Source organism: Sphingomonas sp. OTU376 (assembly GCF_038440415.1).
Taxonomy (GTDB): Bacteria; Pseudomonadota; Alphaproteobacteria; order Sphingomonadales; family Sphingomonadaceae; genus Sphingomonas; species Sphingomonas kyeonggiensis_A.
Map to the genome: position 1 here is coordinate 23,035 of NZ_JASATQ010000025.1, position 25,498 is coordinate 48,532.

Genomic DNA, 25,498 nt, shown 5'->3' on the forward strand with positions numbered 1-25,498 from the left:
GCACCGGATCGGGAAGATCAATGAACCCACCGTCTCGTCTCTCGCGCCTGTTCACCGGCGCCCTCGCGCTCGCAGCGCTTGGCTCCGCATTCCTGGGGAATGCGGAGGCGCAGACGATTCGCAATACCGCCACGCTTCAATTTGCCGACGGCTCCGGCACGCGCGCGATCGCATCGAATGAAGTGACGCTGGATCGCCTCAAGAAGCCGACCGTGCTGGGCTTCCGCCAGCTCCCTGCCGGCTATCAGTTCGTCGGCATGAAGTGCGAGACGAGCCCCAGCCTTCAGTTCACGCCCGCCGAAGTGACCGTCGCGCAGCTTGCCGCCGCGCCGCAGCTCCAATCGCATGACGTGCAAAACGCGATGATCGTGACGCTCGAGGCCGAGGCCGAGAATCGCGACCCCGAGACGCGCGAAATCGCCTGGATCACGGCCACGATCGGCACCGCCTCGGTGCGCCTGCCGCTGATGGAAACCGGCGTGGATACCGGCATCTTCGCCGGCGCGGTGCCTGCATCCGGCACTCGTCCCGACCTGGCCGCCTGCAACATCCGCCTGACCGGCATCGGTAAGCTATATGTCAATTTCGACGGCGACGACCTCAGCTTTCCCTCCGACGCCTCGCTGCTGATCGATCCCGAAGGCTATGTGTTCGATTCGCAGACCGGCGCGGTGATCGACGGCGCGACGGTCACGCTGATCGACAACGCCACCGGCAAGCCGGCCGCGATGGTCTATGGCGATGACGGCATCAGTGCCTATCCGAACACCGTGGTCACCGGCACGACCGTCACCGACGCGGGTGGCGGCGTCTACGCCTTCACGCCGGGCAATTTCCGCTTCCCACTGGCGCCCGCGGGCAGCTACCGGCTGCAGGTCACCCCGCCCGCCGGCTACACCGCGCCTTCGGCCCGCACGCCGGCCGAGCTGGCCGATTTCATCGGCCCGCCGGGCAAGTACCGGATCACCGACGCCTCCTATGGCGGCGATTTCCTGCTGGCGGACCCGGAACCCGTGCACATCGACGTGCCGCTCGATCCGCCCGCCCGGGCCGCCGCGACCGCAAAGCTGGTACTGACCAAGACCGCTTCGGTGAACGACGCCAGCGCAGGGGACTTCGTCGCCTATGCGCTCGAGCTCAAGAATGTCGGCGGCGCCACTGCGCAGGCACCGGTGGTGACGGACGTGCTCCCGCGTGGCCTGCGCTATCGCCCGGGCACGGTCAAGGGCGCCCCCGAACCACAAATATCCAGTGATGGCAGCACGTTGCGATTTACTCTCGCAAACATTTCTTCAAATAGTGCCCGAACTATATCCTATCTCACCTCAGTTGGGCCCGATACGCCGCAGGGCGTGGCGGTGAACCGCGCCTCGGCAACCGACGGTGCGGCCGCCACTCCGGAGGCCAGTGCCGCCGTCCGCATCCACGCAGCCCTGTTCACCGACGCCATGACGCTGATCGGACGTATCACCGAGGGAGATTGCCGGAACCCCGACCGGAACCGCAAGGGCGTGGCCGGCGTGCGCGTGCTGCTGGAGGATGGAATCTTCACACTCAGTGATAAGAATGGCCTTTATCACTTTGAAGGTGTCCGCCCGGGCACGCATGTCGTCCAGCTCGACACCGGTGCGCTGCCGTCTGGCTATGCTCCGGTCACCTGCGACCGCGACACGCGCAGTGCCGGCAGCCACGGCACCTCGCGCTTCGTCGAGGGCATGGGCGGCAGCCTGCAGCGCGCCGACTTCCAACTGCGCCGGATCGCCCTGCCCGCCGATGCCGGCCAGGCCGCACAGCCCGCCGTGCTGGATGACGCCACCGCTGCCGGCAGCGGCATCGACTGGCTTGCCGCCGCGCAACCGGGCGCACCTGCCTGGCTGTTCCCCGACGCGAGCCACAATCCGCGCTCGCCGGCACTGCGTATCGTGATCCAGCATGCGCCGGGCCAGGCAGTTGCGCTGACGCTCAATGGCCAGCGGACCGATCCGCTGGCCTATGACGGCAGTGATGAAGATGTCGCGCGCGGCGTCGGCGTCTCGCGCTGGACCGGCCTGCCCCTGATCGAAGGCGACAATCATCTTCAGGCGCGCGTGCTCGATGCCCAGGGCAATCTGGTCGCAACGCTCGAGCGCACCGTCCACTATGCCAACACGCCGGCGCAGCTGACCTATGTCGCCGAACGTTCGCAACTCGCCGCGGATGGCCTTCGCCAGCCCCAGATCGCCGTTCGGGTCACCGATCGCGACGGCAAGCCCGTGCGCGCCGGGGCGATCGTCGCTTTCCGCATCGATCAGCCCTATGCCGCCGCCCAGGCCGATGCCGCCGAACAGACCCGCCAGCTGGCCGGGCTCGACCGGGCCGAGGCGACCGCCCGCGTCACCGGCGACGAAGGCATCGCCCTGCTCGCACTTGCTCCCACTACCCAGGCCGGCACCGCACGCATCGCGGTCACGCTGCAGGGCGCGGACGGCGAGAAGCACGTCACCGAGATCCGCCCCTGGCTCTCCGCGCCGGCACGCGACTGGATGATCGTCGGCTTCGGCAAGGGCACGATCGGCTATCAGACGCTGAGCAAACACAGCAATCCGACGGTCCGCACCCATGACGTCGTCACCGATGGCCAGCTCGCGCTCTATGCCAAGGGCCGGATCAAGGGCAGCTGGCTGCTCACCCTCGCCTATGACAGCGATCGCCGTTTCGATCGCGATCGCGGGCTGCTCGGCAAGATCGATCCGGATCGCTACTACACGGTCTATGGCGACGGCACCGCCCAGGGCTATGACGCCGCCACGCGCGGCAAGCTCTACCTCCGCCTCGAGCACAAGGCGTTCTACGCGCTGTTCGGCGATTTCGAGACCGGCTTCACCGACACCCGCCTCGCCCGCTACAGCCGCACGCTGAACGGCGCCAAGGCCGAGTACGCCAGGGACGGCGCGCACGTCGCCGTGTTCGCCGCCAATGTCGACGAGCGCTACGCCCGGGACGAGATCCAGGGCAACGGCCTGTCGGGCCCGTATCGCCTGTCGCAGCAGGATATCGTGCCCAACAGCGACAAGCTGCGGCTCGAGACGCGCAACCGCTATCGCCCCGACCAGGTGCTGGAGAGCACCACGCTGACCCGCCATATCGATTATGACATCGACCCCATCGCCGGCACGATCCGCTTCCGCGAGCCGGTGCTGAGCCGAGACGGCGCGCTCAACCCCGTGTTCATCGTGGTCGATTACGAAACCTATGGCCCGGGCAAGAAGCGCGTCGGCGGAGCGCGCGCATCAGTCACCGCCGCCAACGGCAAGGCCGAGTTCGGCGCCACCATCCTGCATGACGAGACGATCGGCAGCGCCACCGTTGCCGCAATCGATCTCAAGGTCCGCCCGCTCCAGGGCACCGAGATCCGCGCCGAGGCGGCGACCGGCGGCAAGGGCGGGCTCAAGGCCGGCCAGGCCTTCTCCGCGGAGATCGAGCATCACGGCAAGAGCGTCGATCTCCTCGCCTATATGCATCAGCAGGATGCCGGCTTCGGCCTCGGCCAGCAGAATTTCGGCGAAGCCGGCACCCGCAAGATCGGCACCGACGGCCGGCTGCGCATCGGCGAGCGGCTCAGCGCATCGCTCTCCGCCTGGGTGCAGGACGACCTGGTGACTGGTGCCGGCCGTGTCGCCGCCGATGGCCGTATCGAATATCGCCGCGACAATGGCACCGTCTTCGTCGGCGGCCAGTTCGCTTCGGATGTCGGCACGGACGGCAAGCGGCGCGTCTCGCAGCTGTTCACCGTGGGCGCGACCCAGAAACTGTTCGGCGGTGATGTCGAGCTTCAGGGCCAGGGCCAGGTCGCGCTGGGCGGCAAGGATGAGAGCACCGACTTCCCGGCCCGCCAGCAGATCGGCGCCACCTGGAAGATCACCAGGGATATCCGCCTTCTCGGTCTCTACGAGATCGCCAGGGGCGACACCTATACCGCGCACGCCGCACGGCTGGGCTTCGACGTGGCGCCCTGGGCTGGCGCCCGGCTGATGTCGAGCATCAACCAGCAGGCGATGGGCGAGAACGGCACGCGCACCTATGCCCAATATGGCCTCAGCCAGTCACTGCCGGTGAGCAAGCGCTGGACGATCGATGCCACGTTGGATGCCAGCGGCACGCTTTCGGGGCATGTCGATCCTGCTGCGACGATCAGCCCGTTCCAGCCACGCGCCACCGGCGGGGTGCTTGGCCAGGACAGTCGGGATGGCGATTTCGTCGCGGTGACGCTTGGTGCCACCTATCGCGGCAACCGCTGGTCGTGGACCGGCCGCGCCGAATATCGCAATTCCGACCTGAGCCGCCGCGTGGGGATCACCAGCAGCCTGCTGCGCACGCTCGGCGAAGGCAGCACGCTCGCTTCGAGCATCAACGCCTATCGCGTCACCGACAAGAACGGCGCCACCGTCTCCTACGCCACCGCCGACCTTGCCCTCGCCATCCGTCCGGCCGACAGCCGCTGGGCCGTGCTCGAGCGCTTCCAGCTGCGCCACGAACAGGCCGATGCCGGCGTCTCCTCGCGCAACGTGCTGGCGGTACCGACCTTCGCGATCGGCGACCAATCGACGCTCCGCGCGGTCAACAACGTCGCGCTCAGCTACCGCACCGGACCTGAGGGTGCATCGCATGGTTTCGAGGCAAGTCTCTATTACGGCGCGAAATTCGTTCGCGGCCGCTATGCCGACGAGACGATCGACGGGTTCATCGACGTGGTCGGCATAGAGGTCCGCAAGGATCTGCGCCGCAATCTCGACATCGGCGTTTCCGCCAGCGTCCAGCACAGCTGGTCGAGCGGCAACGCCACCTTCTCCTATGGCCCGTCGCTCGGCTTCTCGCCGGGCGGCAACACCTGGATCAGCGCGGGCTACAATGTCTCGGGCTATCGCGACCGCGATTTCGAGGATTCGCGCTATACCCGCCAGGGCCCCTATCTCACCATGCGCGTCCGGCTCGACAAGTCCCTGTTCGAGCAGGCCGGCCAGTTATTCGGAGGCAAGTGATGCGGCGCCTTCTCTCCCTGCCCCTCATGCTCCTGATGCTCGTCGCCGCGGTGCCGCTGACGATCACCAAGACGTCGAGCGTGGTCTCGGACCCGACGGGGCAGCTCTTTCCCAAGTCGATCCCCGGCGCGCTGGTCGACTACACGATCACGATCACCAATCCGGCGGCTAATTCGCTGACGACGGTGAAAACGATCGACTTCAAGGACGCGGTGCCCGCCAAGACCAAGCTCTATGTGGCGGACCTGAACGGCAACAACAGTGGCCCGATGGTGTTCACGGGCAGCCTGGTCCCCGGCACCGGGCTCACCTATTCGTTTCTCGGCCGCGGGAACATGTCCGACAGTCTGTCCTTCTCGTCGGACAATGGCGCGACCTGGACCTATATCCCCTCGCTCGACGCCGATGGCTGCGACGCGGCGGTCACCAATATCCGCGTCCAGCCGACCGGCAACCAGACGGCGGGCAGCAATTTCACCCTGCGTTTCCGCGTGATGATCAAGTGACCCACCGCCCCGGTCAGAATGCCAGGCGAAGCCCGCCAACGCCCTTGAGGCTGTAGCTCTTGGCGAAGTCGTGGATCGCGGTGTTGGCGGAGAGCTCGCTGAACAAGGTGACGCGGCCCACCGCCACGCTGCCGCCCAGGCCGAGTTCGCTCCACAGCCGCTCGTTGCTGCGCGCGATCGGCGTGCCCGAGACCTCGGTCACGGTGCCGTCGAGCCACTCGTAGCTGAGGTTGACCACGCCATAGATGTGGCTGCGGTCGTCCTGGCGATCGAGCGAGATTCCCCAGCGCGTCTTCAGGCTGTCGCCGAGGCGCGACGAGATCGTTGCGCCGTTCGGATCGGTGAAACGATCGAACCCGACGGTCGAATAGGCCATCTGGATCTGCGGCGTCACCGACAGGCTGCCCGACAGCGGCGAGCGCTTGCCGACTTCGACGCTGTAAGCCTGGCCGGTGCCGTTGTTGCTGTCGGCCAGCTTGCCGAGAATGGTCGATTTAAGCTTGCTATCGAACCAGGTGAACTGCGCCCGGCCATCAACATAGAATCCCTGCGGCCCGAACCAGCTAAGCGTCGCACCGACGCTGTAGCCCTGCGTCTTGATGCTGCCGTTGCCGAAAGGCGAAGCGATGTTCGCCCGCGCTTCGCCATAGCCACCGAGCAGGCCGACCACGAGGGTTGCGCCGTCGCTGCGGGTGCTGACGACCTGGTCCGCGCCAAGCTCGACCGTCCAGCTGTCGACATTCACGTCGGAAAGGCTGGTCGACTGCACGGCATTGGGGCGCGAGCGGGCGCTTTCCATCCGGCCCCAGATACCCGAAATGCCATCGCTGCCTGCACTCCAGCGGCGATTACCGACGCGCTCCTGCATCGTACCGATAGTGTTGAGCGTCGCCAGCGTCTGGCCATAGGCTTCGTAGACGGGAACGCCCGGCTGGTAGAGCGGCGTTGCCGGCGGGGCCACCGGGCTCAGCAGGCTCGAGCGGAGATACCAGTCGCCATCGGTCGGCGTGGAGACACCGTTCTTGTAGAGCCGGTAGCCATAGGCACCGGCGATCAGCGCCGGGGCCCCCTCGAAGACATAGTCGCCGTCGAGCGTGAACACGCCGTTCGAGGCTCCCGCGACATCGACGATCTTGATGCCCTCAATAGTAGGTGCGCCCGTACCGCCCACATTGGTAACCTTGACCAATGTGGTGCCCGCAGTAGCGCCACCGACGACGAGCCGGTCAGCCCGCGCGCCGTCGCCGCCAAGCTCGGCCTCGATCTCAAGCGTGCCATTGGCGCCGGTATAGTTGCCGGTAAGGGTGAGCGTGCCGACCCCGGAAAGGCCCGGCGCGATCGTGCCCGCATTGTTGACCACGCCCACCGTGCCGGTGCCCTCGAGACGACCGGCAGCGTCGACATTGACGGTGCCGCCAAGGGCGCCCGCTACCGCCAGTGTGCCCGCCGCTACCCGGGTGGTGCCTGCATAACCGGTGCTGGTGCCGCCCAGAACCAGCGTGCCGGCGCCGGCCTTGGTGAGATTGGCCATGCCCGAGAGCAGGCCGCTCAGGGTGAAGCTCGTTCCGGTGGCTGTCGAAACGGTGCCAGCGCCCTGGAGGACGAGGTTGCGGGCGCTGGCGAGCGACGCGGTGGTGGCAAGGGTGCCGCCATCGAGAGTGACGCCACCCGCAGCCGCGCCCAGATTGGCATCGCTTGCGATCTGCACGGTTCCGCCGGTGACCAGCGTGCCACCGGTGTAGCTGTTGGTGCCGCCCAGGACGAGCGTGCCCGCATCGGTCTTGACCAACTGGCTCGCGCCGGTGAGCGCGGCATTGATCGTCGCGGTATAGCCCGCACCCGCGGTGCTGCCGTCGCCGACGCGGATCACCGCCTGGGCACCGGTGAGCAGGATCGCACCGCCGGTAACGGTGTAGCCGCCCACCGTGAACTGCATGCCCGAAGCAGCGACCTGACCAAGACCGTTGTCGACCGTGACGGTGCCGGCGGTACCGCCGAACACTGCGAAGGCGCCGTTGCTATAGGGTGCGTTGACCGCGCCCGAGGCATCGGCCCAGTTGTCGTTGCCGGTGCTGCCCTGCCAGGCGCCGGTGCCGCCATTGATCGCGCCATTGTTCTTGGGGCCGGCGGCGCCGTCCCAGAAGTTCAGCGTGAGGCCGGCGAAGTTGACCAGATTGACCTGGCCGGCGATCGAAGTCTGCACCGCAACGTTGCTGCCGGCCGGCAGCGCGCCGAGAGTCAGACCATTATCGGTGAGCGCGCCGCCATAGTTGAAGACGCGGTAGACCCCGGCGCTGAACAGGCCGCCGGTAGTCTGGCTTACGTTGATCGTGCCGTCGAGCACCAGGTTGCCGCCGACATTGACCAGATCGTTGAGGGCGCCGCCTGCGACGTTCGCCGAGCCGAACTCATAGCCAAGTGTCGCGCCCTGGGCGATCGACAGGTTGCCGCCGATCGTCAGAGTGCCCGCACCGCCGGCACCGGGCGCCAGCGTGCCGTTCAAGGTCACGTTACCGCCGAGCGTGCCGATACCGCCGAGCGTTGCACCCGCGGCGATGCTGGTAGTGCCGTTCGCCGCGGCATAGTTGCCGTTCACCAGCAACGTACCCTGCACGACCTGAGCGCCACCGGTGAAGCTGCCGGTGCCGCCAAGCACCAGCGTACCCGCACCGGTCTTGCCGAGGCTGCCCGTGCCGCTGATCGCGCCGGTCAAGGCCAGCGTCGTACCCGTATCGGTGGAGAACACGCCCTGCCCGGCAAGGGCAACGGCGCGTGCGGAGCTGATATTGGCGGTGGTGTTGAGCGTGCCGCCATTGAAGCTGAGGCCGCCCGAAGCCGCGCCCAGATTGGCGTCGCTCGCGATCTGCAGCACGCCACCGTTGATCGCGGTGCCGCCGGTATAGGTATTGGTGCCGCCCAGGATGAGCCGGCCGATATCGGCCTTCACCAGCTGGGTGTTGCCGACGATCACCGACTGGATGTCGGCAATGAAACCATTGCCCGCTGCGCTGCCATCGCCGACACGGATCACCGATTGCGGGCCGGTGAGGGTCAGCGCGCCACCCTGGATGACATAGGTTCCGGTGGCCGCGAACTGCAGGCCCGCGGCAGTCACCGCGCCCTGGCTGTTGTCGACAGTCACCGTGCCGGCCGTGCCGGCGAAGATCGCGACCGCACCGTTGTCGAACGCCGAATTCACCGCGCCACTGACATCGGTCCAGTTGTCGGCGCCAGTCGCTTGCCACACGCCGCTGCCGCCGGCGATCGCGCCATCGAACTTCGGGCCGGCAGCACCGTCCCAGAAGTTGAGCACCGCCGAGCCGGTGTTGACCAGGTTGACCTGGCCCGCGATCGCGGTCTGCACGCTGAGCTCGGCGCCCGCCGGCGTCGTCCCGATGGCGAGGCCGTTATCGGTCAGCGTGCCACCATAGTTGGCGATCCGATAGAGACCGATATCGAACGCGCCGCCCGCGCTCACCGCGACGTTGATCGTGCCATCAAGCACCAGGTTGCCGCCGACATTGACCAGGTCGTTGAGCGGGCTGCCAACCGCATTGGCCGCACCGAACTCATAGGCCAGGGCCGAACCCACCGACAGGGTCAGCCCGCCATTGATGGTGAGCGTGCCCGGGCTGTTGCCCGGTGCGAGGGTGCCGCCGTCCGCGATCAGAACGTCGCCGCCGAGGATGCCCGAACCGCCCAGCGTCGCGCCGCTGCCGATGCTGGTCAGGCCGGTTGCCGCCGACTGGTTGCCATTGACCAGCAGCGTACCGCCGGTGACGCTGGTGGTACCAGTATAGCTGTTCGCGCCCGACAAGGTGACGGTGCCTGTGCCGGATTTCACCAGGCCGCCGCTACCCGAGATTGTGCCGGCGAAGCTGGTGCTATTGGCGGTGCCGAAGCTCAGCACGTTGCCACCGAGCGCAATCGCGCCCGCACCCGACAGGTCGCCGACTACAGTGCCCGGGCCAGTGACGCCGCTGATGTCGAACGCCGCGCCGGTGCTCACCGCCACCGCGCCGCCCGCATAGAGCGCACCATTGCCGATCAGTGCAAGCGTGCCGCCATTGACTGTGGTGCCGCCGGAGTAGCTCTGCGCCGTATAGAAGCGCACCGCGCCGCTCGGCGCCTGGATCACAACGCTGCCGCCCGTGCCGCCGGCGATGCCGCCATCGGCGATGCTGCCGGACCAGTCGCTGAACGAGAGGGTGGCACCGAGCGTCAGTACCTTGGAGCCGAGCGCGATTGTCCCCGCCGCCCCGCTGTTCAGCTGGATAACCCGCGCGCCCGTATTCACCTGGGAGATGTCGAACACGGTGCCCGCGCCGACGATCAGGTTGCCCGCGCCGATCGTACCCGCGCCCGCCAAGGCCAGCGTGCCGGCCGCGATCAGGGTCCGGTTCGAATAGCTGTTCACGCCGGCGAGAGTCAGCGTGCCGGTGCCCAGCTTGTCGAGGAAGTTCCCCGTCATGTTGCCGGCGCCGTTGCCGATCACGCCGCCCAGCGTGACATCGAAGCCTTGGACGTCGATCTGGTTGGAAGTGCCGCTGCCGAGCGTAATCGCACGGTTCGAGGTGAAGGAGGCGCCGGCACGGAGCGTGCCGCCCTGTAGCGCCAGCAGGCCGGTCGTTGCGCCGAGATTCGCGTCGCTCGAGATCTGCAGGATGCTCGAACCCGTGATCGTGGTGCCCCCCGAATAGCTGTTCACACCGTTCAGGATCAGCGTACCGCCGCCCGACTGAGTGAGCGTGCCGCTGCCCGAGATCGCGCCGTCCAGCGCCAGCGTGCCGGTGCGGTTCACCGCCAGCGCGGCGTTGTTCACGACGTCGCCGGTGATGCTGCCGCCATTGCCGATCTGGAGCGTGCCGCCCTCAATCCGGGTACCGCCCGCATAGCTGTTGGCACCCGTCAGCACGAGCGTACCCAGATCGGTCTTCACGAGCTGGCTCGCGCCGGTCAGAGCACTCGCGATCGTCGCGGTATAGCCCGCGCCCGCGGCAGTGCCGTCCCCAACGCGGATCACCGCCTGCGTCCCGGTGAGCGTCACTGCGTCGCCGGTGATCGCATAGCCGTTGGTGGCGAACTGCATGCCCGAAGCGGTCACCGCACCCTGGCTGTTGTCGACCGTTACCGTTCCCGCATTTGCGGTGAAGATGGCGATCGCGCCGTCCGAGAAACCGGCGTTGAGCGCGCCGCTCAGTTCGGTCCAGTTGTCGTTGCCAGCATGCGCCTGCCAGACGCCGTTACCACCGGCGATCGCGCCGTCGAACTTCGGACCGGCGGCGCCGTCCCAGAAGTTCAGCGTCAGCCCGCCGATATTGACCAGGTTCACCTGGCCCGCGACCGAAGTCTGGACGAAGGTGTCCGCTCCCGCCGGCTGGGCGCCGATGACGAGCCCGTTGTTGGTGAGTGAGCCCGCATAGTTGAGGATGCGGTAGATACCGACGTCGAAGCTTCCGCCCGTCGAGGTCGTCACGTCGACCGTGCCATCGAGCACCAAACTGCCACTGACATTGACCAGATCGTTGAGCGTTCCGCCCACGGCATAGGCCTGGCCCAGCTCGAAGGCGAGGTGCGCGCTCGAAGCCAGGTTGAGGTCGCCGCCGATCGTCAGCGTGCCGACGCCGTTCGAACCAGCCGCCAGCGTGCCGGCCAGGTCGACGCCGCCGCCAATGATGCCCGTGCCGCCCAGCGTGCCCGCCGCCGCCACCGTGGTGAGCCCGGTCGCCGCCGACTGGTCGCCGTTGATCAGCAACGTGCCGCCAGTGACGTTAGTGACGCCGCCATAGCTGTTGGCGCCGCTCAGGATCGTCGTACCGGCGGTCTGGTTGAGACTTCCGGTGCCGCTCAGCAGTGCGGCGAAGGTATAAGCCGGATCGGTGTGGTTGAAATTGATCCGCGAAGTCGTGCTGCCCAGGTTGAGCGACCCCGGACCAAACAGGCCCGCCGCCGCCGCCGCCGCACCCTCGGCGCCGCCGATGTTGAGCACGCCGGTGGCCCCGGCATTGTCGGCCAGGGTGAAGACACCGCCCACCGCGATGCTGCCGCCTTCGGCAAGGGTGAGCACGCCAGTGCCTGCACCGGTCCCGACCGTAAGATCGCCGCTCGTCGTGAAGACGGAGGCCGGGCCCGAGACCAGCAGCGCGGCCGGTCGCGTGGTGGCCGATCCGATTACGGCAGAGGTGAAGCTCGCCGCGCCGCCGTCGAGCAACGAGAAGTCGCCATTGGTCATCGCCAGCGTGCCGGTGCTGGTCCAGTTTGAACTGGTGCCGGTGATCGTGAGCGTGGGAACGGTGACGTTGCCCACCGCCGCGCCTACCAGGTTGGCACCGGCGGAACGCAGCGCGCCGCCGCCACTGATCGTGACGTTCCCGATCGACGTCCCTGCGCTGCTGGCGACGGTCAGCGGGCCGAGCAGGTCGGCCAGCGAGCCGGCGCCGGTGATGTTGAGGTTCGCTGCGGCAGCGGGCGCCGGCGGCCCCGACCGGAGGGCAAGGCCGCCCAGCGTGGTCCGCAGTACGCCGCCATTTTCCACATTGATGGTCGATACGCCGTTGCCGCTGCCCGATACGTTGATGAACCCGGTCGTGAAAGTCGATCCGGTACCGGAGACGGTGAGCGTACCGCCATTGGTGACCCCCGTCTGGTTTGCGGCGGTCACGCTGTTGCCGTTGGCGATGCGAAGCTCACCCTGCTGGATCAGCGCGGAGCCGGTCCAGGTGCTGTTGCTGGAGAGATTCAGTTGTCCGGCGCCGAGCTTGCTGAAATTGCCCGAACCGGTGATCGAACCGGCAAAAGTGGAGGCATCCGCGCGATTGAACTGGATATTGGCGTTGTTGACGATGCTACCCGCGATCGTGCCGCTGGTGCCGCCATTGCCGATGAGCAGCGAGCCGGTGCCGGTGATCGTGGTGCCGCCGGTGTGCGCGACGTCCCCGGTCAGCGTCACGGTATTGTCGGTGCTGATCGTGAGCGCGCCGGCGCCGCCGACATTGCCGGTCAGCACCCAGTCCGATCCCGCGGTGGTGGTGACGGCCCCCGCCCCCGCCAGCACCACGCCGCGGTTCGACGTCATGTCGCCGGCGACCCGCAGCGTGCCGTTGCTGAAGCTCAGCCCGCCCGCCGCGTCGCCCAGACTGGCGTCGCTCGCCACCTGCAGCACGCCGCCATTGATCGCGGTGCCGCCCGTGTAGCTATTGACGCCGGTCAGCACGAGCGTGCCGAGATCCGTCTTCACCAGCTGGCCCGATCCGCCCAGCGCGCTGGCGATCGTCGCGGTGTAGCCCGCCCCCGCCGCGGTGCCGTCGCCCACCCGGACGATCGATTGCGGCGCGACCAGCCCGATCCCGTCGCCGGTGACCAGATAGCCGCTGCTGGCGAACTGCATGCCCGACGCGTTCACCGCGCCCAGGCCGGCATCGACCGTCACCGTGCCCGGCGCAGCCATGAAGATCGCGAAATTGCCGTCGGTATAGGCGCTGTTGGCCGCGCCGGTATCGAGCGTCCAGTTGTCGTTGCCGCCACCGGCCTGCCACACGCCGGTGCCGCCGGTGATCACGCTGTCGCCGCGCGCGCCGTTGCCGTCCCAGAAATTGAGCGCGGCACCGGCATAATTGACCAGGTTCACCTGCCCGGCGACCGAGGTCTGGGCGACGACGATGCCGCCTGCCGGCACCGTGCCGATATTCAGGCCATTGTCGGTGAGCGATCCGCCATAGCTGAGCACGCGGTAGACACCGACACCGAACTCGCCGCCCGGCGTGACGGTGACGTCGATCGTGCCGTCGAGCGTCAGGTTCCCGCCGACTTGCGTGAGATCGTTGAGCGGGCCGCCGACCACGTCGGAATGGCCGAACTCGTAATCGAGCAGCGAATTGTTCCCGAGGCTGAGATCCCCCGCAATGGTGAGCGTGCCCGGGCTGTTGCCGGGGGCCAGGATGCCGTCGGTGACGACGACGTTGCCGCCGATCGTGCCGGCGCCGCCCAGCCGGCCGCCGTTCGACACATTGACCAGGCTGGCCGCATTGCCCAGCGTGCCGTTGACGCGAAGCGTGCTGCCGTTGCCGGTGCTGTTCGAGACGTTCACGGTGCCGGCAAAACCGTTGCTGTTGCCGGTCAGGTTGGTGACGCCCTGAACCTGGTTGATCACCCCCGCGCCCGAGATCGCGGCGCTGAACAGATAATCGCTGTCGGTGTGATTGAAGCTGAGGCGCGAGGTGGCGCTGCCCAGGGTGACCGCCGGCGCGGTGAACGCACCCGCCGCGACACCGTTCTCGCCCTCGGCAGCGCCGATGCTGAGGATGCCGGTCGCGGTGCCGGCATCGGCCAGAACCAGCGATCCGGCGAGAGTCACCGAGGCGCCATTGCTGAGGACGAGCTCGCCGGTGCCCGCGCCGCTGCCGATCACCAGATCGCCGCTGGTGGTGGTGAAGCTGGAATTGGCGTCCGAGATGGTGAGCTTCGCCGGCAGCGTCGCCGTTCCGAAGGTGGCAGCGGAGAAGCTCGCCGCGCCGCCCTGGCTCAGCGTGAAGTCGCCATTGCTCATCACCAGCGAACTGGTGCTGATCCAGTTCGATCCGGCGCCCGTGATCGTGGCCGTCGGCACCCCGCGGGTGTTGCCCGTCGCGAAACCGATGGTGCTGGCGCCCGCGGTGCGGAGCGAGCCGCCCGCGCCAATCGTGAGCTTGCCGTTGGTGACGCTCGAGCCGGCGAGCACCAGCCCGCCCGCCACATCGGCCCGCGAGCCCGCCCCATCGACGAGGAGCTCGGCCGTGTTGGTCGAGGCGGCCGAGACCGTGGAGGCCCGCAGCGAGATGTCGCCGGTCGTGGTCGTGAGATGGCCACCATTGGTGACGCTGACCGTCATCGTCCGGTTTAGGTTCGCCGCGCCGGTGATCGCGGTGGTGCTGAAGGCCGAGCCCGCCCCGTCGACGCCGAGAATGGCCGGGACGACCGTGTTGACATTGATCGAGGTGGCGCCGCCGGAGGTGGTCGTTCCGCCCCCAGCGATGAGGAGCTGGCCTCCGGAAATGGTCGTCCCGCTGCCGTAATTGTTCTGGCCGGTGAGCGTGAGCGCCCCGGTGTTCGGCTTGGACAGGCCACCGGTGCCGGTGATCGAACCGGCATAGGTGAAGGCATCCGTCCGGTTGAACGCCAAGGTGCCATTGTCGATGATATCGCCCAGGACCGAACCGGTAGTGCCGCCATTGCCGATGTTCAGCGTGCCGGAAGCGATCGTCGTGACCCCGGTGTAGCTGTTGTCGCCCACCAGGGTGAGTACGCCCACACCCGATTTGACCAGCGCGCCGCCGCCCACCAACTGGCCTATGGTCAGATTGCTGCCGGCAGTAGTGATCTCGAAGCCGCCGCCGCTCGCGCCCCAGTTGAGCGTGCGCGCTATGCTGCCGCTTGCCCCGGTCCACTGGAGCGTACCTCCATCGATCGTTAGCGCGCCGGATACATCCCCGAGCGCGCCGTTCGAGCTTATCGACAGCTTGCCGCCGGTGATCGTCGTGCCGCCGCTATAGGTGTTGGTGTTTGCTACCAGCGTCGTCGTGCCCGATCCGCTCTGGACGATCGATCCGATACCGCTGATGAAGCTGCTCACCGTGTTGGCGGCGCTGCTGTTGAAGACGAGGATGCCGTTGTCGACCAGCTGGCGGAATGCCACGCTCGCGGCGCCTCCGTCGCCGACCTGCAGCGTGCCCTGGTTGATGGTCCAGTCCATCAGCATCGCGTTGGTGCCGGTCAGCGTCCAGGTGCTGGCGCCGTTCTTCTCGAATTTGTCGGAAGTGTCGAAGTTGCGATACTTGCCGGTGGGCGAGACCTGGGAGATGTCGAAGCTCGCATCGGTGGCGCCGCCGAAGCCCAGGACTTCGGTGCCGCTCACGCTGGCGGTCACGTTGCCCTCGATGTTCGAGGTTGCCCATAGCTCGAGGTAAAGGCGGGTGCCGCCATTGGTATCCATGCGGATGGCATCGGTACTGCCGGCGCCCGCCCGGATCGTGCCCGTGTTGATGATCTTGACCGACCAGGCCTGGTTGAAGCTCTGGATCGCAGCGGCGCCGTTGCCGCCTTCGATCGTGCCGGCATTGGTGAGCGTCAGCAGCGAGGAGCCGATGCCGCGGATCGCCGCGCCGCCGGTGAAGGCGGGATCGCTGTTCGATCCGCCGCGGATCGTCCCGTTGTTGATGATGAAGGAGGTCTGGCCGATGTTGCGCGAATAGATGGCGAACCCATCGCTGCCGCTCTGCCCGTTCGAACCCTGGATCAGGCTGTTGTTGATCAGCGTGCCGCCAGTGTTGATCGATACGGCCACGCCCGAATTGTCGCCCGTCAGGCTGTGCGCATAGGAGATCGAGTCGCCGGCCGCGATCGTGCCGTTGTTCACGAAGGTCCCGGTGCCGTTCAGGCTGAGGGCGATGCCCGGATCCTGGCCCGCATTGCTGACCGAGTTGCCGCGGATCGTGGCGCTGCTGGTGACGATGCCCGTGCCGGTCAGCGACAAGGCGCCCGAGGTCGCGCCGGCATTACCGGAGAAATTGCCTGCCAGGACCAGGGTATTGGAGCCCGAGGGTCCAGCGATGAGCATTCCCGGACCGGTATTGGGGCCGGTCAGCACGAAGCCCTGGGTGTCGATCGTGACCGGCTTGTTCGGCAGGGTGAAGGTGGCGGTCGATACGCTGAAGCTGGCACCCAGCACGATCCGGGGATTGGGGTCCGCATTGCCGGCGATGACGGTCAGCGCCGCCTGCAGCTCGGCTTCGCTGGTCACGACATAGTCGTCTGCCCAGGCCGCCGAGGGCAGGAACAGCGCCAGGGCAAGCGCCGCGCCGCCCGCACCCGCCAGCAATTTCCGGCGGCGAAACGGAGAAACATTCGTGGCCTTGCGGATCGATCCAGCGGTCGTGAACATCGTTACTCTCCTGACGCTACGCAGACGTGCAAACGCGCCCTCCACGGCAAGCCGGGAAGACTGGGACGATCGTGGGATCGCCCATCACGCAATTCGTTCGAGTGGCACTCGTGACATAGGTGAAACGTTCGATGTCCCGGTGCGGCACAAGGTGTTAACGCAATCTAAATCGACCGCGTTGAGATGCATTTACCCTACGTTTTTCAGGAAAAATCGCTCGATCGGGTGCCTGAGGACCGGCACGATCCGTGCGGTTCGCAGGCCCGGGCACCGACCTGCCCTCTCCTCCCAAGGGCCGTCCCGAAAACGCGGATCGCGTCAATCCGCGACGATTCTGGGCCCGGCAATGCTCCGAATCGAGACGATGCGCGGCAAGCGAAAGTTCGGGCGAAAATAAAGCGAATGATATCAGATCATTGATCTGTGTATTATCGATGTAATACGCAATTACCGACATGTGGAAGACCACAAGTTCTACCTAACGGTTTGTTCACCATCCTTCTGAGCAAGGCGCGATGCCGAGAGTGTCGCGAACCAGAAGGGTGAGGACATGCGCACAAGGACGCATCTGGCATTCGCGGTCTGCATGGGGTGGGTCTCCGCCGCCTCTGCCCAAACAACCGCATATTCCCCCGATTCGGGCCGCACGCCCAATCAGATCGTCCTGTCGATCCCGGTCACGGCCTCAGTCGGCGGCCGATGCGGCTTCGGCACGGGCGGCACGCCGAGCGGCTCCTACAACCAGAATGATTTCGACGTGAACGGGCTGCAGCACGACTTCGCCTTCGTGCTCGATTGCACCGGCCCTTCGCGCGTCGCGGTAGTGTCGCAAAATGGCGGCCTGCTCACCACGGGAACCGCGCCGACCGGCTATACCGTTCGCGCGCCCTATGATGTGAGCCTGCATCTCGTCGCCAATGGCGGCGGGACGACGGCGGACGCCACCTGCGCCGCATCGACGCTGCCCACCGGCTCCACCTGCAGCTTCCTCGGCCCGGCAAGCACCGCGCAGGGGCTGCGCCTTTCCGCCGCATCGACGCTGCAGGCAGGCTCGTACCTGCGCGTATCCGCCCCACCCTATGCCGGCGCATCGGCGCTGGTGAACGGTACCTATTCCGACGTCCTGACGGTGACGCTCAGCGCATCGCCCTGACGGCGACCTGCCGGTTCGGCCCGGCGGCCGGCGCCAGATACCCCGGGCTTCTACCCCAAGTGAAAAATGGCAGCCGCGCCGCTCCGGCCTGACCTGCCCGACTTCAAATAGGAGAGCATTATGAAGAAGCTTCTGTTCACCGCCCTTCTCGCCGGTTCGGCGCTGGCGGCGGTCCCGGCAGCCGCGCAGAGCGTGTCGGGCAATGTCACGGTGACCGGCACGGTCGCCGCCAAGTGCACTTCCGCGGGCGGCCTGAACGGCAGCATCAACCTGGGCGAACTCGCCGTTGCCGACGGCAAGGTCAATCCGACCTTCTCGGCGAATGTGGGTGGCCTGAGCCGGTCGTTCACGGTCACCTGCACGAGTGCCAATCCGCAGATCTCGGTGGATGCCTCGGCACTGGTCAACTCCGCGATCGTGACCCCGACCGCCGGCTATACCAACACGGTGCACTACACCGCGACGATGGTCGCCTCGAAAGCGGCCGGCGGCACGACCTCGGCGATCGACACCTCGAACGTCGCCGGCGCGACCACCGCGCTTGTCGGCGATCACCTGGCCAATGCGCCGAACAACATCGTCCTCACGGTCTCGAACGGCAACACCACCACCGCGACCGACATGCTGGAGGCCGGAAATTACTCGGGTGTGATCGCGCTCACCGTGAGCCCGTCCGCCTGACCCGTGCTGGGCGAGGGAGGCCGCCCCCTCTCCTCCCTCGTCCAGACATTTCTGCTGGAGAACGACCATGCGCATCTCTTTCCTGCTCGCCGTTCCGGCCGCGCTGGTCGCGACCCCGGCGCTGGCGCAGTCGACTGGCACGGTGAACGTGAACGGATCCGTCGCCGATCGCTGCCTCTTCACCGTCCCCTCCGCGGTCATCGCGCTCGGGGAGATCTCGCAGAGCGGCACCGGCGCGGCTGCCGGCAGGCTCGACACCGCCCGCGTCGACAACCAGTTCCGCGATCTCGTCGGCTGGTGCAACGGCACCGCGGCGACCATGACGGTCGAGGCGCAGCCGCTGCTCAACCTCGACTATGGCGGCCCCGCCATCTCCGGGTTCGACACCCGGGTCGACTATCTCGCCACGGCCGCGGCCAACAGCACCTCGACGACCGACAGTTCGCTGGCAGCGAGCCCGGGTCCGGGCGGCGCCGTCAATGTCGGGCTCTTCTCGGGCAACATCCGGGTGACGCTGTCCCAGTCCTCGACGCCGGGGAGCGGCCTGCTCGTCGCCGGCAATTATGGCGGCCAGGTGATCGTCACCCTCACGCCCAACTTCAGTGGCGGCGGAGACTGATCCCGCCAGGCACCTCACCCGACCGAATTGGGAGGCTAGCATGAACAAGCATATGGTTTTCCGCGCTGCCCTGACCGCCTCGATGGTCATCTGCGCGCCGGCATGGGCCCAGACCACGGGCACCACCTCCAGCGGTACGGTTACGGTGACCGGCACGGTACCCTCGCTCTGCTTCGGCGGGACGCTGACGGGCGGCAGCAACATTGATCTCGGCGTGCTCATCGACACGTCGACCGGATTGCTGCGCACCGACCTGCCGGCGCCGACCCGGACCCTGACCGGGGCGTTCTGCAGCACCCGCAGCGTGATCTCGGTCGAGGCGACGCCCCTGTTGTCGCAGAACGCGACGGGCACGCCGCCGGCCGGCTTCTCGCGGACGGTGAACTACCGCGCCGCCGCCAGCGGCTGGACCCCGACATCCGCGGTCTTCACCACGGGCGCCGCCAGCAACCCGGCCGCCTCGCAGAACCGCGCCACCGCGTTCCAGAGCGACATCACCATCACGCTCGACAACTTCCTGACCGGCGGAGGCACCGGGCTGCGGCTCGTCTCCGATCCGCTGTATCGCGGCGCGGTCACGGTGACGCTGTCGGTGGCCGATTGAGGGAGTGCACGACATGCGCAGCCACCCCTTGTTCGCGATCGCGGTCCTGCTCCCGCTCCCCGCCGTCGCGCAGACGATCAGCGAGGTCCGGGCAATGGACGTGACCGGCCAGGTGCCAGGCACCTGCACGCTCGGCGCTCCGCGGCTGGGTGGCGCCCAGGCCAATTTCCGCGGGATCAACGGCAACAGCCTGCCGATCGATCAGCTGGTCGACGGGACGACATTGTCGACCCGCCCGGCATCGGCCGAGATCAGCTTCGACGCGGTCTGCGCATTCCCGCACCTGCTGCGGGTGGAGAGCCAGAACAACGGGCTCTGGCGCACCAGCGAGCGGGTGGGCAACGCCCCGGAAGGGTTCGGCGACGCGGTTCCCTACCGCGCCACGCTCTACTGGGCATCGCAGACCCTCGCGTTGTTCGCCGATGCCCGGCTGCGCCGCATGGCCGAGACCAGCCTCTTCGTCAGCGAAACCGCGACCGGAACGCTGCAGCTCCGCCTCGAGATCGATGCCGGTGCCACCAATCACCGCGCAAACGCGCCGCTTGTCGCCGGCACCTATGGCGACACGCTGCGCATTACCCTGGAGCCGCAGCAATGAAGAGGATCCTGATCCCCGTCGCGCTGGCAATGCTTCCGGCAGCCGCCCTGGCCCAGAACCAGCCGCAGCCGGTCACCGGCCACCTCGACATCATCGGTGAAGCGCCGGCCGCCTGCCTGATGAAATCCCCCGCAGGCACCAGCGGCACCAATGCCAGCTTCGATCCCGTGTCGTCCGGCACCGGCCGCATCCGGATCGACCAGCTGGCGAGCCTGAACGATGCGACGCCCCTGGCGGCGACGATCCGGGTCGAGCTGCCGGTCATCTGCAACGCGCCCCACCGCATCGTGCTGCGCAGCGGCAATGGCGGGCTGCGGCGGGACGGCGCGGCGGTGGCGAGCGTCGCCCCCTTCCGCCAGCTGCTGCCCTATCGGCTGGGTGTCCGCTGGGGCGCCGACCAGGCCGAGCGCGGCACCGATGACGGCACGCCGATCACCATCGACGCAAGTGGCGCCCGCTCGGGCGACCTTGCGGTCCTTTTCACCCTCGCCAGCGGCGGCGCCCCCCTCGTGGCGGGCAACTACACCGACGAGATCGTCCTGGAGATCCAGGTCGCCGACTGACGCACCCCACGCATTCCGGGAGGAAAACAGATGAAGAAATGGGTCCGTGGTCTCGCTCTTGGTCCGGCACTGGCCGCCGCCATGCTCGCGAGCACTCCGCTGGTACAGGCGGAGACGGTGCAGCCGGTCGTCGTCGATCTGACGCCCACTGGCAGCGGAATGAGCCAGACGATCACGGTGGAGAACACCTTCACCCAGCCGCTTCCGGTGGAGCTGCGCGTCGAGGAACTCACCTTCGACCAGGCCGGACTGCACGGCACGGGCAAGGACTCCGGCGACTTGCTGATCTTCCCGCCCCAGGCGATCATCCAGCCCGGCCAGACCCAGTCCTTCCGCGTGCAATATATCGGCGACCCCGCCCTTGCCCGCAGCAAGCACTATTACGTCACCGTCGCCCAGCTGCCGGTGCAGCTGCCGCAGGGCCAGTCCGCCATCCAGATCCTGTACAACTTCCAGGTGCTGGTCAGCGTGCGGCCCGCCGGCGCGAGGCCCGAGCTCAAGATCGCGAAGAGCGAAGTGGCGCTCGACGAGAAGGGTCAGGCGATCGCCGCGATCACCCTGACCAACGACAGCCCCGCCCATGGCTATCTGTCCAAGGGCCGGCTGCGGATCGTCGAGCGCGATCGCAGCGGCAAGGAAGTGTTCCGTCGCACGCTCGCCGGGCCCGAAATCCAGCAGACCGTAGGCTTCGGCCTGGTCGGCGCAGGACAGACCCGCCGGCTGCTCATCCCCATCCAGCTCCCCACCAGTGAAGGCACGATCGATGCCCAATTCACGCCCGAGGGCTAGGCGCCCCCTGCGCTGGTTCGCCATCGTCCTGATGGCGGGCTGCGCGCCCTTCGCCATCTCGCCGGCCGCTCGCGCCAGCGAGGATGGTCCCAAACAGACGACCCAGGAGCAGGAGCGCCACATCGTCCTGCCCAAGCCCAGCGCCGGCGGTGACGCGCAGGCCAGGATCAACACCACCGGCAAGCCGGTGACGCTGACGGTGGCCGCGAAGGATGGCCCGGTCTATCTCGGTGACATCGTCGTCACCATCCAGCCCGACGACTCGATCGAGTTCTCGTCGCGGCGGCTGATGGACCTGCTCTCCAACGTCCTCGACCCGGACGTGCTGCGCAACCTGCAGGCGAGCTTCGCCGGCAAGGCGGCACTGGGCCCGGAAGCGTTCCAGGCATCCGGCATCCAGCTCCACTATGATCCGCAGCAGCTGGCGATCGTGCTCGACATCGCGAGCGAGCGCCGCGCGACCCGCACGGTGATGGTCAGCCCGCTCGAGCGCGATAAGATCGGTACCTATGTCAAACCCGCCGATTTCAGCGCCTATCTGAACATCCGCGGCAATGTCGATTACCTCTGGAGCGGCGCGGACAAGGGTGTGCAATCGCCGGTGCTGTTCCTCGACGGCGCCATCCGCACCATGGGCGTCGTGCTGGAGAGCCAGGCGGTCTGGCAGCCCGGCAGCAACGCCACCGACTTCCAGAGACTGGGCTCGCGCTTCGTCTATGACGATCCGAAGCGGCTGGTCCGCTGGACCCTTGGCGACCTCCAGCCGGTCACGCGCGGCTTCCAGTCGGTGCCCGATATCGCGGGCGTTTCCGTCTTCCGGTCGTACAGCGTGCTGCAGCCGCAGGAAATCGTGCGGCCGCGCGGCGACCGCAGCTTCCAGCTCACCCGTTCATCGACCGTCGAGGTCTATGTCAATGGCGAGCTCGTGCGACGCCTCCAGCTGGCGCCGGGCACCTACAACCTGCGCGACTTCCCGTTCACCCAGGGCGCGAACGACGTTCGCCTGAACATCCTCGACGATACCGGCCGCAGCGAGGTCCTGCGCTTCAACGTCTTCCTCGACCAGTCGCAGCTTTCGGCCGGGCTGAGTGAATTCGGCCTCTATGCGGGCGTGATGGCGCCGCTCGAGGCGCACGGCCCGCATTATACCAACAAGCCGGCGGTCTCCGCCTTCTTCCGACACGGCATGAGCGACGCGCTCACCCTGGGTGCCAATATCCAGGCCGATAACCGGGTGGTGATGGGCGGCGTGGAAGCCGTATGGGGCACGTCGCTCGGCACCTTCGCGGGCAGCTTCTCGCTCTCGCATATCGACGGTATCGGCATGGGCCGCGCCGCGCTGGCAACCTTCCAGCGGCTGATCCAGCGCCCCAATGGCCGCTCGGACTCGATCACCATGTTCTTCGAGAGCCGCAGCCGCGACTTCGGGCCGATCGGCACGGTGATTCCGCGCAACCCCTTCGCCTGGGAGGCCGGTGGCGGCTATTCGCACACCTTCACCGACTATATCTATGGCGGCATCGACGGGCGCTACTCGCGCGGACGCGACGGCCAGCGCGACCTCTACACGGCGCGCGCCACCATGGGCTGGCGGATCAACGACCGGCTGACCATGACCGGCGACCTGCGCTACGAGCGCGACAATGTCCGCAAGGGGCTGGGCGGACTGCTCAGCCTGACCCTGCGCCTCGGCCGCTACTCCAACTTCCGCGCCGACTATGACACGCGGACCGAGCGGGCACGCCTGTCGTACAACATGATGCACGGCCAGGGCGTCGGCTCGTACAACATCGCCGCCGATATCGAGCGCGACAAGAATGGCGCGGGCGTCAGCGTAGCCGGCAATTATGTGGGCAACCGCGCCGACCTCGGCTTCAGCCATTTCGGCACCTTCGACGACGATTTCGGCCGCTCCACCGGGCAGCGGACTTCGTTCCGCTTCGGCACCGCGATCGCGCTCGCCGACGGCGCGCTTACGATCGGCCGGCCGATCTATGACAGCTTCGCGGTGGTCAAAGGGCATGAGAGCCTGAAGGGCGCCAATATCCGCGTCGATCCGACCGAGTTCGGCTACACGGCCTCGACCGGTGCGCTGGGCACAGCGCTGCAGCCGAGCCTCAGCTCCTATGCGGAGCGCACGGTCAAGATCGACGCGCCGAACGCGCCCGCTGGATACGACCTTGGCCAGGGTGCCTATCGCCTCTTCCCGCCCTATCGCAGCGGATATCGGCTGGAGGTCGGCTCGGGCTACAATCTGACGGCGATGGGCCGGATGACCGACCGCAACGGCGATCCTGTTTCGCTGGTCACCGGCAAGGCGACCGAGCTGGCGCATCCGGAGCGTGAACCGGTTGTGGTGTTCACCAACCGTGAGGGCCGCTTCGCCGCCACCGGCCTCGCCGCCGGTCGCTGGCGGATCGACATGCTCGATACCGAGAAGAGCAGCTACGTCATTGATATCGCGGAGAAGGCCGAAGGCGTGGTGCGCCTTGGCGAGCTCACGCCTGCAGCGAAGGACGGAACCAAGCCATGAGCAAGATGATACCGCTGCTCGCAGCTGTCTGCGGCGTCCTCGGCATCGCCGGGGCCGCGCCAGCCTGGGCGCAGGGCAAGGGGACCTGCGGTGTATCCGGCCAGGCACTGGCCTCGCCGACGATCACCTACGATCCCTTCTCGCCCACCGGTTTGACGCAAGTGACGATCCCGTTGATCCTGACCCGCTTCGGCACCGGTGCGGCCAAGACCCAGACGGTCAACTTCGTGCTGACCAAGCCGGTGGGTACGCCCAACTACCAGATCCTCTACAATGGCACGAGCATCCTCTACACAGAGGGCAACACCATGGGGCACCCGACGATCAACTCGCAGTCGGCGGGGGAGATCAACTACAATTTCGGTGGCGCCTCGCAGCCCGACCAGTCGACGCCGTTCAACCTGGTCGTCACGGTGCCGGCGAATGTCGATCTCTCGGCGGGCAACCCGATCGACTTCGACATCCTCTATGTCTGCAACGGCACCGGCGGCATGGCCGATGTCACCACGCCGACCAAGCTGTCGAGCGCGATCCACATCAACGTCAATGTGCTGAGCGCGCTGCAGGCCAGCTATGCCGGCCCGGCGCTGGATTTCGGAGAAGTCGGCGACAAGACCGATACCGACGTGACGAACACGCCGATCATCCGCACCGGCTATGTCCGCGTCGCCAGCTCGGGTCCCTATTCCGTCAACGTCACGTCGCAGAATGGCTACAAGCTGACCTTCCCGGGCGGCAACCCGGCGAACGCGACCCAGTCGATGAGCTATTCGGCGACCTTTGTCGGGCAGACGCGCAGCCCGTCCAACACGACGCCGATCAACCAGACCTGCACCCGCGCCGGCCTGGCCGGGTCACCACCGAACCAGGGCATATTACTGCCGGTGAACGTGCGCCTGCTGCAAGGGGGGCAGACGCGAACGCCCGCCCCCAACTATCAGGACATATTGACCGTCACCATCTCCCCGCTGGCCGCGGGTACGCCGGGAACGATCTGCTCGTGATCCAGCCCGGGCTGGATCAGAGCGCCGTAACGCGGATCGACAGCGTGCCGTTGGCCTGGCCGTTCTCGGTGACCAGCGACACCTTGTGCGCTGCGATGCCCGGCTGCGCGGCACCCGAGATGACCGTCGAACCGGCGTCGGAGAGGCGCACGGCAGTGCCGTCGATCATCAGGGTGGCGCCGGCCAGCTCGGGCGAGTGATCGACCGTCACCTGATAGCCATTCGCGCTGTTGCAGAATTCGTGCAGCGTGCCGAGATCGACCTGGTTGCCGCTCGACGCGGCAACCGAATTGTCAAGGTTCGCGCGGCAGACAACCGGCACATAGCCGCTGACCGTCAGCCGGTAGCCGTCCTGCGACGGATCGGCAAAGGCCGCCGGCGTCGCCGCGATCAGCGCGCCGAAAGCGGCCGCTGCGCCAACCCGGCGCACGAAGGAAGAAACGCTGTTGTTGTACTGCATGATGAAGAACTCCCGCCAGAACGGTTCTTTCTCCACCCAAAGCGGTTGATGTCCG

General features: G+C 67.2%; 13 protein-coding genes. 11 read left to right on the forward strand and 2 right to left on the reverse strand.

Features of this window, described 5'->3' with window-relative positions:
* Nucleotides 1-20: 20 nt before the first annotated feature.
* Both AAHM44_RS12475 and AAHM44_RS12480 read left to right on the forward strand, forming a co-directional pair.
* A complete protein-coding gene (locus tag AAHM44_RS12475; protein ID WP_342250183.1) occupies nt 21-5,018 on the forward strand; it encodes a hypothetical protein in 4,998 nt (1,665 codons plus the stop codon).
* Nucleotides 5,018-5,524, forward strand: coding sequence for a hypothetical protein (locus AAHM44_RS12480; RefSeq protein WP_269575041.1), 507 nt, complete (start codon nt 5,018-5,020; stop codon nt 5,522-5,524). Before AAHM44_RS12475 ends, AAHM44_RS12480 begins: the two co-directional genes overlap by 1 nt.
* Nucleotides 5,525-5,537: 13 nt before the next feature.
* On the opposite strand, the gene AAHM44_RS12485 is transcribed toward AAHM44_RS12480, so the two are convergent.
* On the reverse strand, nt 5,538-16,439 hold the full coding sequence (locus AAHM44_RS12485; RefSeq protein WP_342250184.1) for an autotransporter outer membrane beta-barrel domain-containing protein: 10,902 nt from the start codon (nt 16,437-16,439) through the stop codon (nt 5,538-5,540).
* Nucleotides 16,440-16,989: 550 nt separating this feature from the next.
* On the opposite strand from AAHM44_RS12485, the gene AAHM44_RS12490 reads away from it, so the two are divergent.
* The 9 genes from AAHM44_RS12490 to AAHM44_RS12530 all read left to right on the forward strand — a co-directional run bounded on the left by AAHM44_RS12490 (nt 16,990) and on the right by AAHM44_RS12530 (nt 24,983).
* Entirely contained in the window at nt 16,990-17,592 is a 603-nt protein-coding gene (locus tag AAHM44_RS12490) for a hypothetical protein (protein WP_184166963.1), read from the forward strand.
* A 120-nt stretch (nt 17,593-17,712) separates the two neighbouring features.
* Nucleotides 17,713-18,273, forward strand: a complete 561-nt coding sequence (locus AAHM44_RS12495) for a hypothetical protein (protein ID WP_184166966.1) — start codon at nt 17,713-17,715, stop codon at nt 18,271-18,273.
* Nucleotides 18,274-18,340: 67 nt separating this feature from the next.
* Nucleotides 18,341-18,892, forward strand: coding sequence for a hypothetical protein (locus tag AAHM44_RS12500; RefSeq protein ID WP_184166969.1), 552 nt, complete (start codon nt 18,341-18,343; stop codon nt 18,890-18,892).
* A 40-nt stretch (nt 18,893-18,932) separates the two neighbouring features.
* Nucleotides 18,933-19,496 carry a hypothetical protein gene (locus AAHM44_RS12505; RefSeq protein WP_184166972.1) on the forward strand — a complete coding sequence of 188 codons (564 nt, stop codon included), beginning with the start codon at nt 18,933-18,935 and terminating at the stop codon, nt 19,494-19,496.
* A gap of 13 nt (nt 19,497-19,509) precedes the next feature.
* The gene (locus AAHM44_RS12510; RefSeq protein ID WP_269575039.1) at nt 19,510-20,094 is read left to right on the forward strand and encodes a hypothetical protein; all 585 of its coding nucleotides are present in this window, start codon (nt 19,510-19,512) and stop codon (nt 20,092-20,094) included.
* Nucleotides 20,091-20,657: a hypothetical protein gene (locus AAHM44_RS12515; protein ID WP_269575038.1), complete on the forward strand. Its 567-nt coding sequence runs from the start codon at nt 20,091-20,093 to the stop codon at nt 20,655-20,657. The genes AAHM44_RS12510 and AAHM44_RS12515 overlap by 4 nt, the downstream gene beginning before the upstream one ends.
* Nucleotides 20,658-20,687: 30 nt before the next feature.
* The gene (locus tag AAHM44_RS12520) at nt 20,688-21,446 is read left to right on the forward strand and encodes a fimbrial biogenesis chaperone (protein ID WP_269575037.1); all 759 of its coding nucleotides are present in this window, start codon (nt 20,688-20,690) and stop codon (nt 21,444-21,446) included.
* On the forward strand, nt 21,421-23,979 hold the full coding sequence (locus AAHM44_RS12525; protein WP_342250185.1) for a fimbrial biogenesis outer membrane usher protein: 2,559 nt from the start codon (nt 21,421-21,423) through the stop codon (nt 23,977-23,979). Before AAHM44_RS12520 ends, AAHM44_RS12525 begins: the two co-directional genes overlap by 26 nt.
* Nucleotides 23,976-24,983 carry a hypothetical protein gene (locus tag AAHM44_RS12530; protein ID WP_342250186.1) on the forward strand — a complete coding sequence of 336 codons (1,008 nt, stop codon included), beginning with the start codon at nt 23,976-23,978 and terminating at the stop codon, nt 24,981-24,983. The genes AAHM44_RS12525 and AAHM44_RS12530 overlap by 4 nt, the downstream gene beginning before the upstream one ends.
* Nucleotides 24,984-24,999: 16 nt before the next feature.
* Here the strand turns inward: AAHM44_RS12530 and AAHM44_RS12535 are convergent, their stop codons facing one another.
* Nucleotides 25,000-25,479 (reverse strand): hypothetical protein, encoded by a 480-nt coding sequence (locus tag AAHM44_RS12535; RefSeq protein WP_342250187.1) that lies wholly within the window; start codon nt 25,477-25,479, stop codon nt 25,000-25,002.
* Nucleotides 25,480-25,498 lie beyond the last annotated feature (19 nt).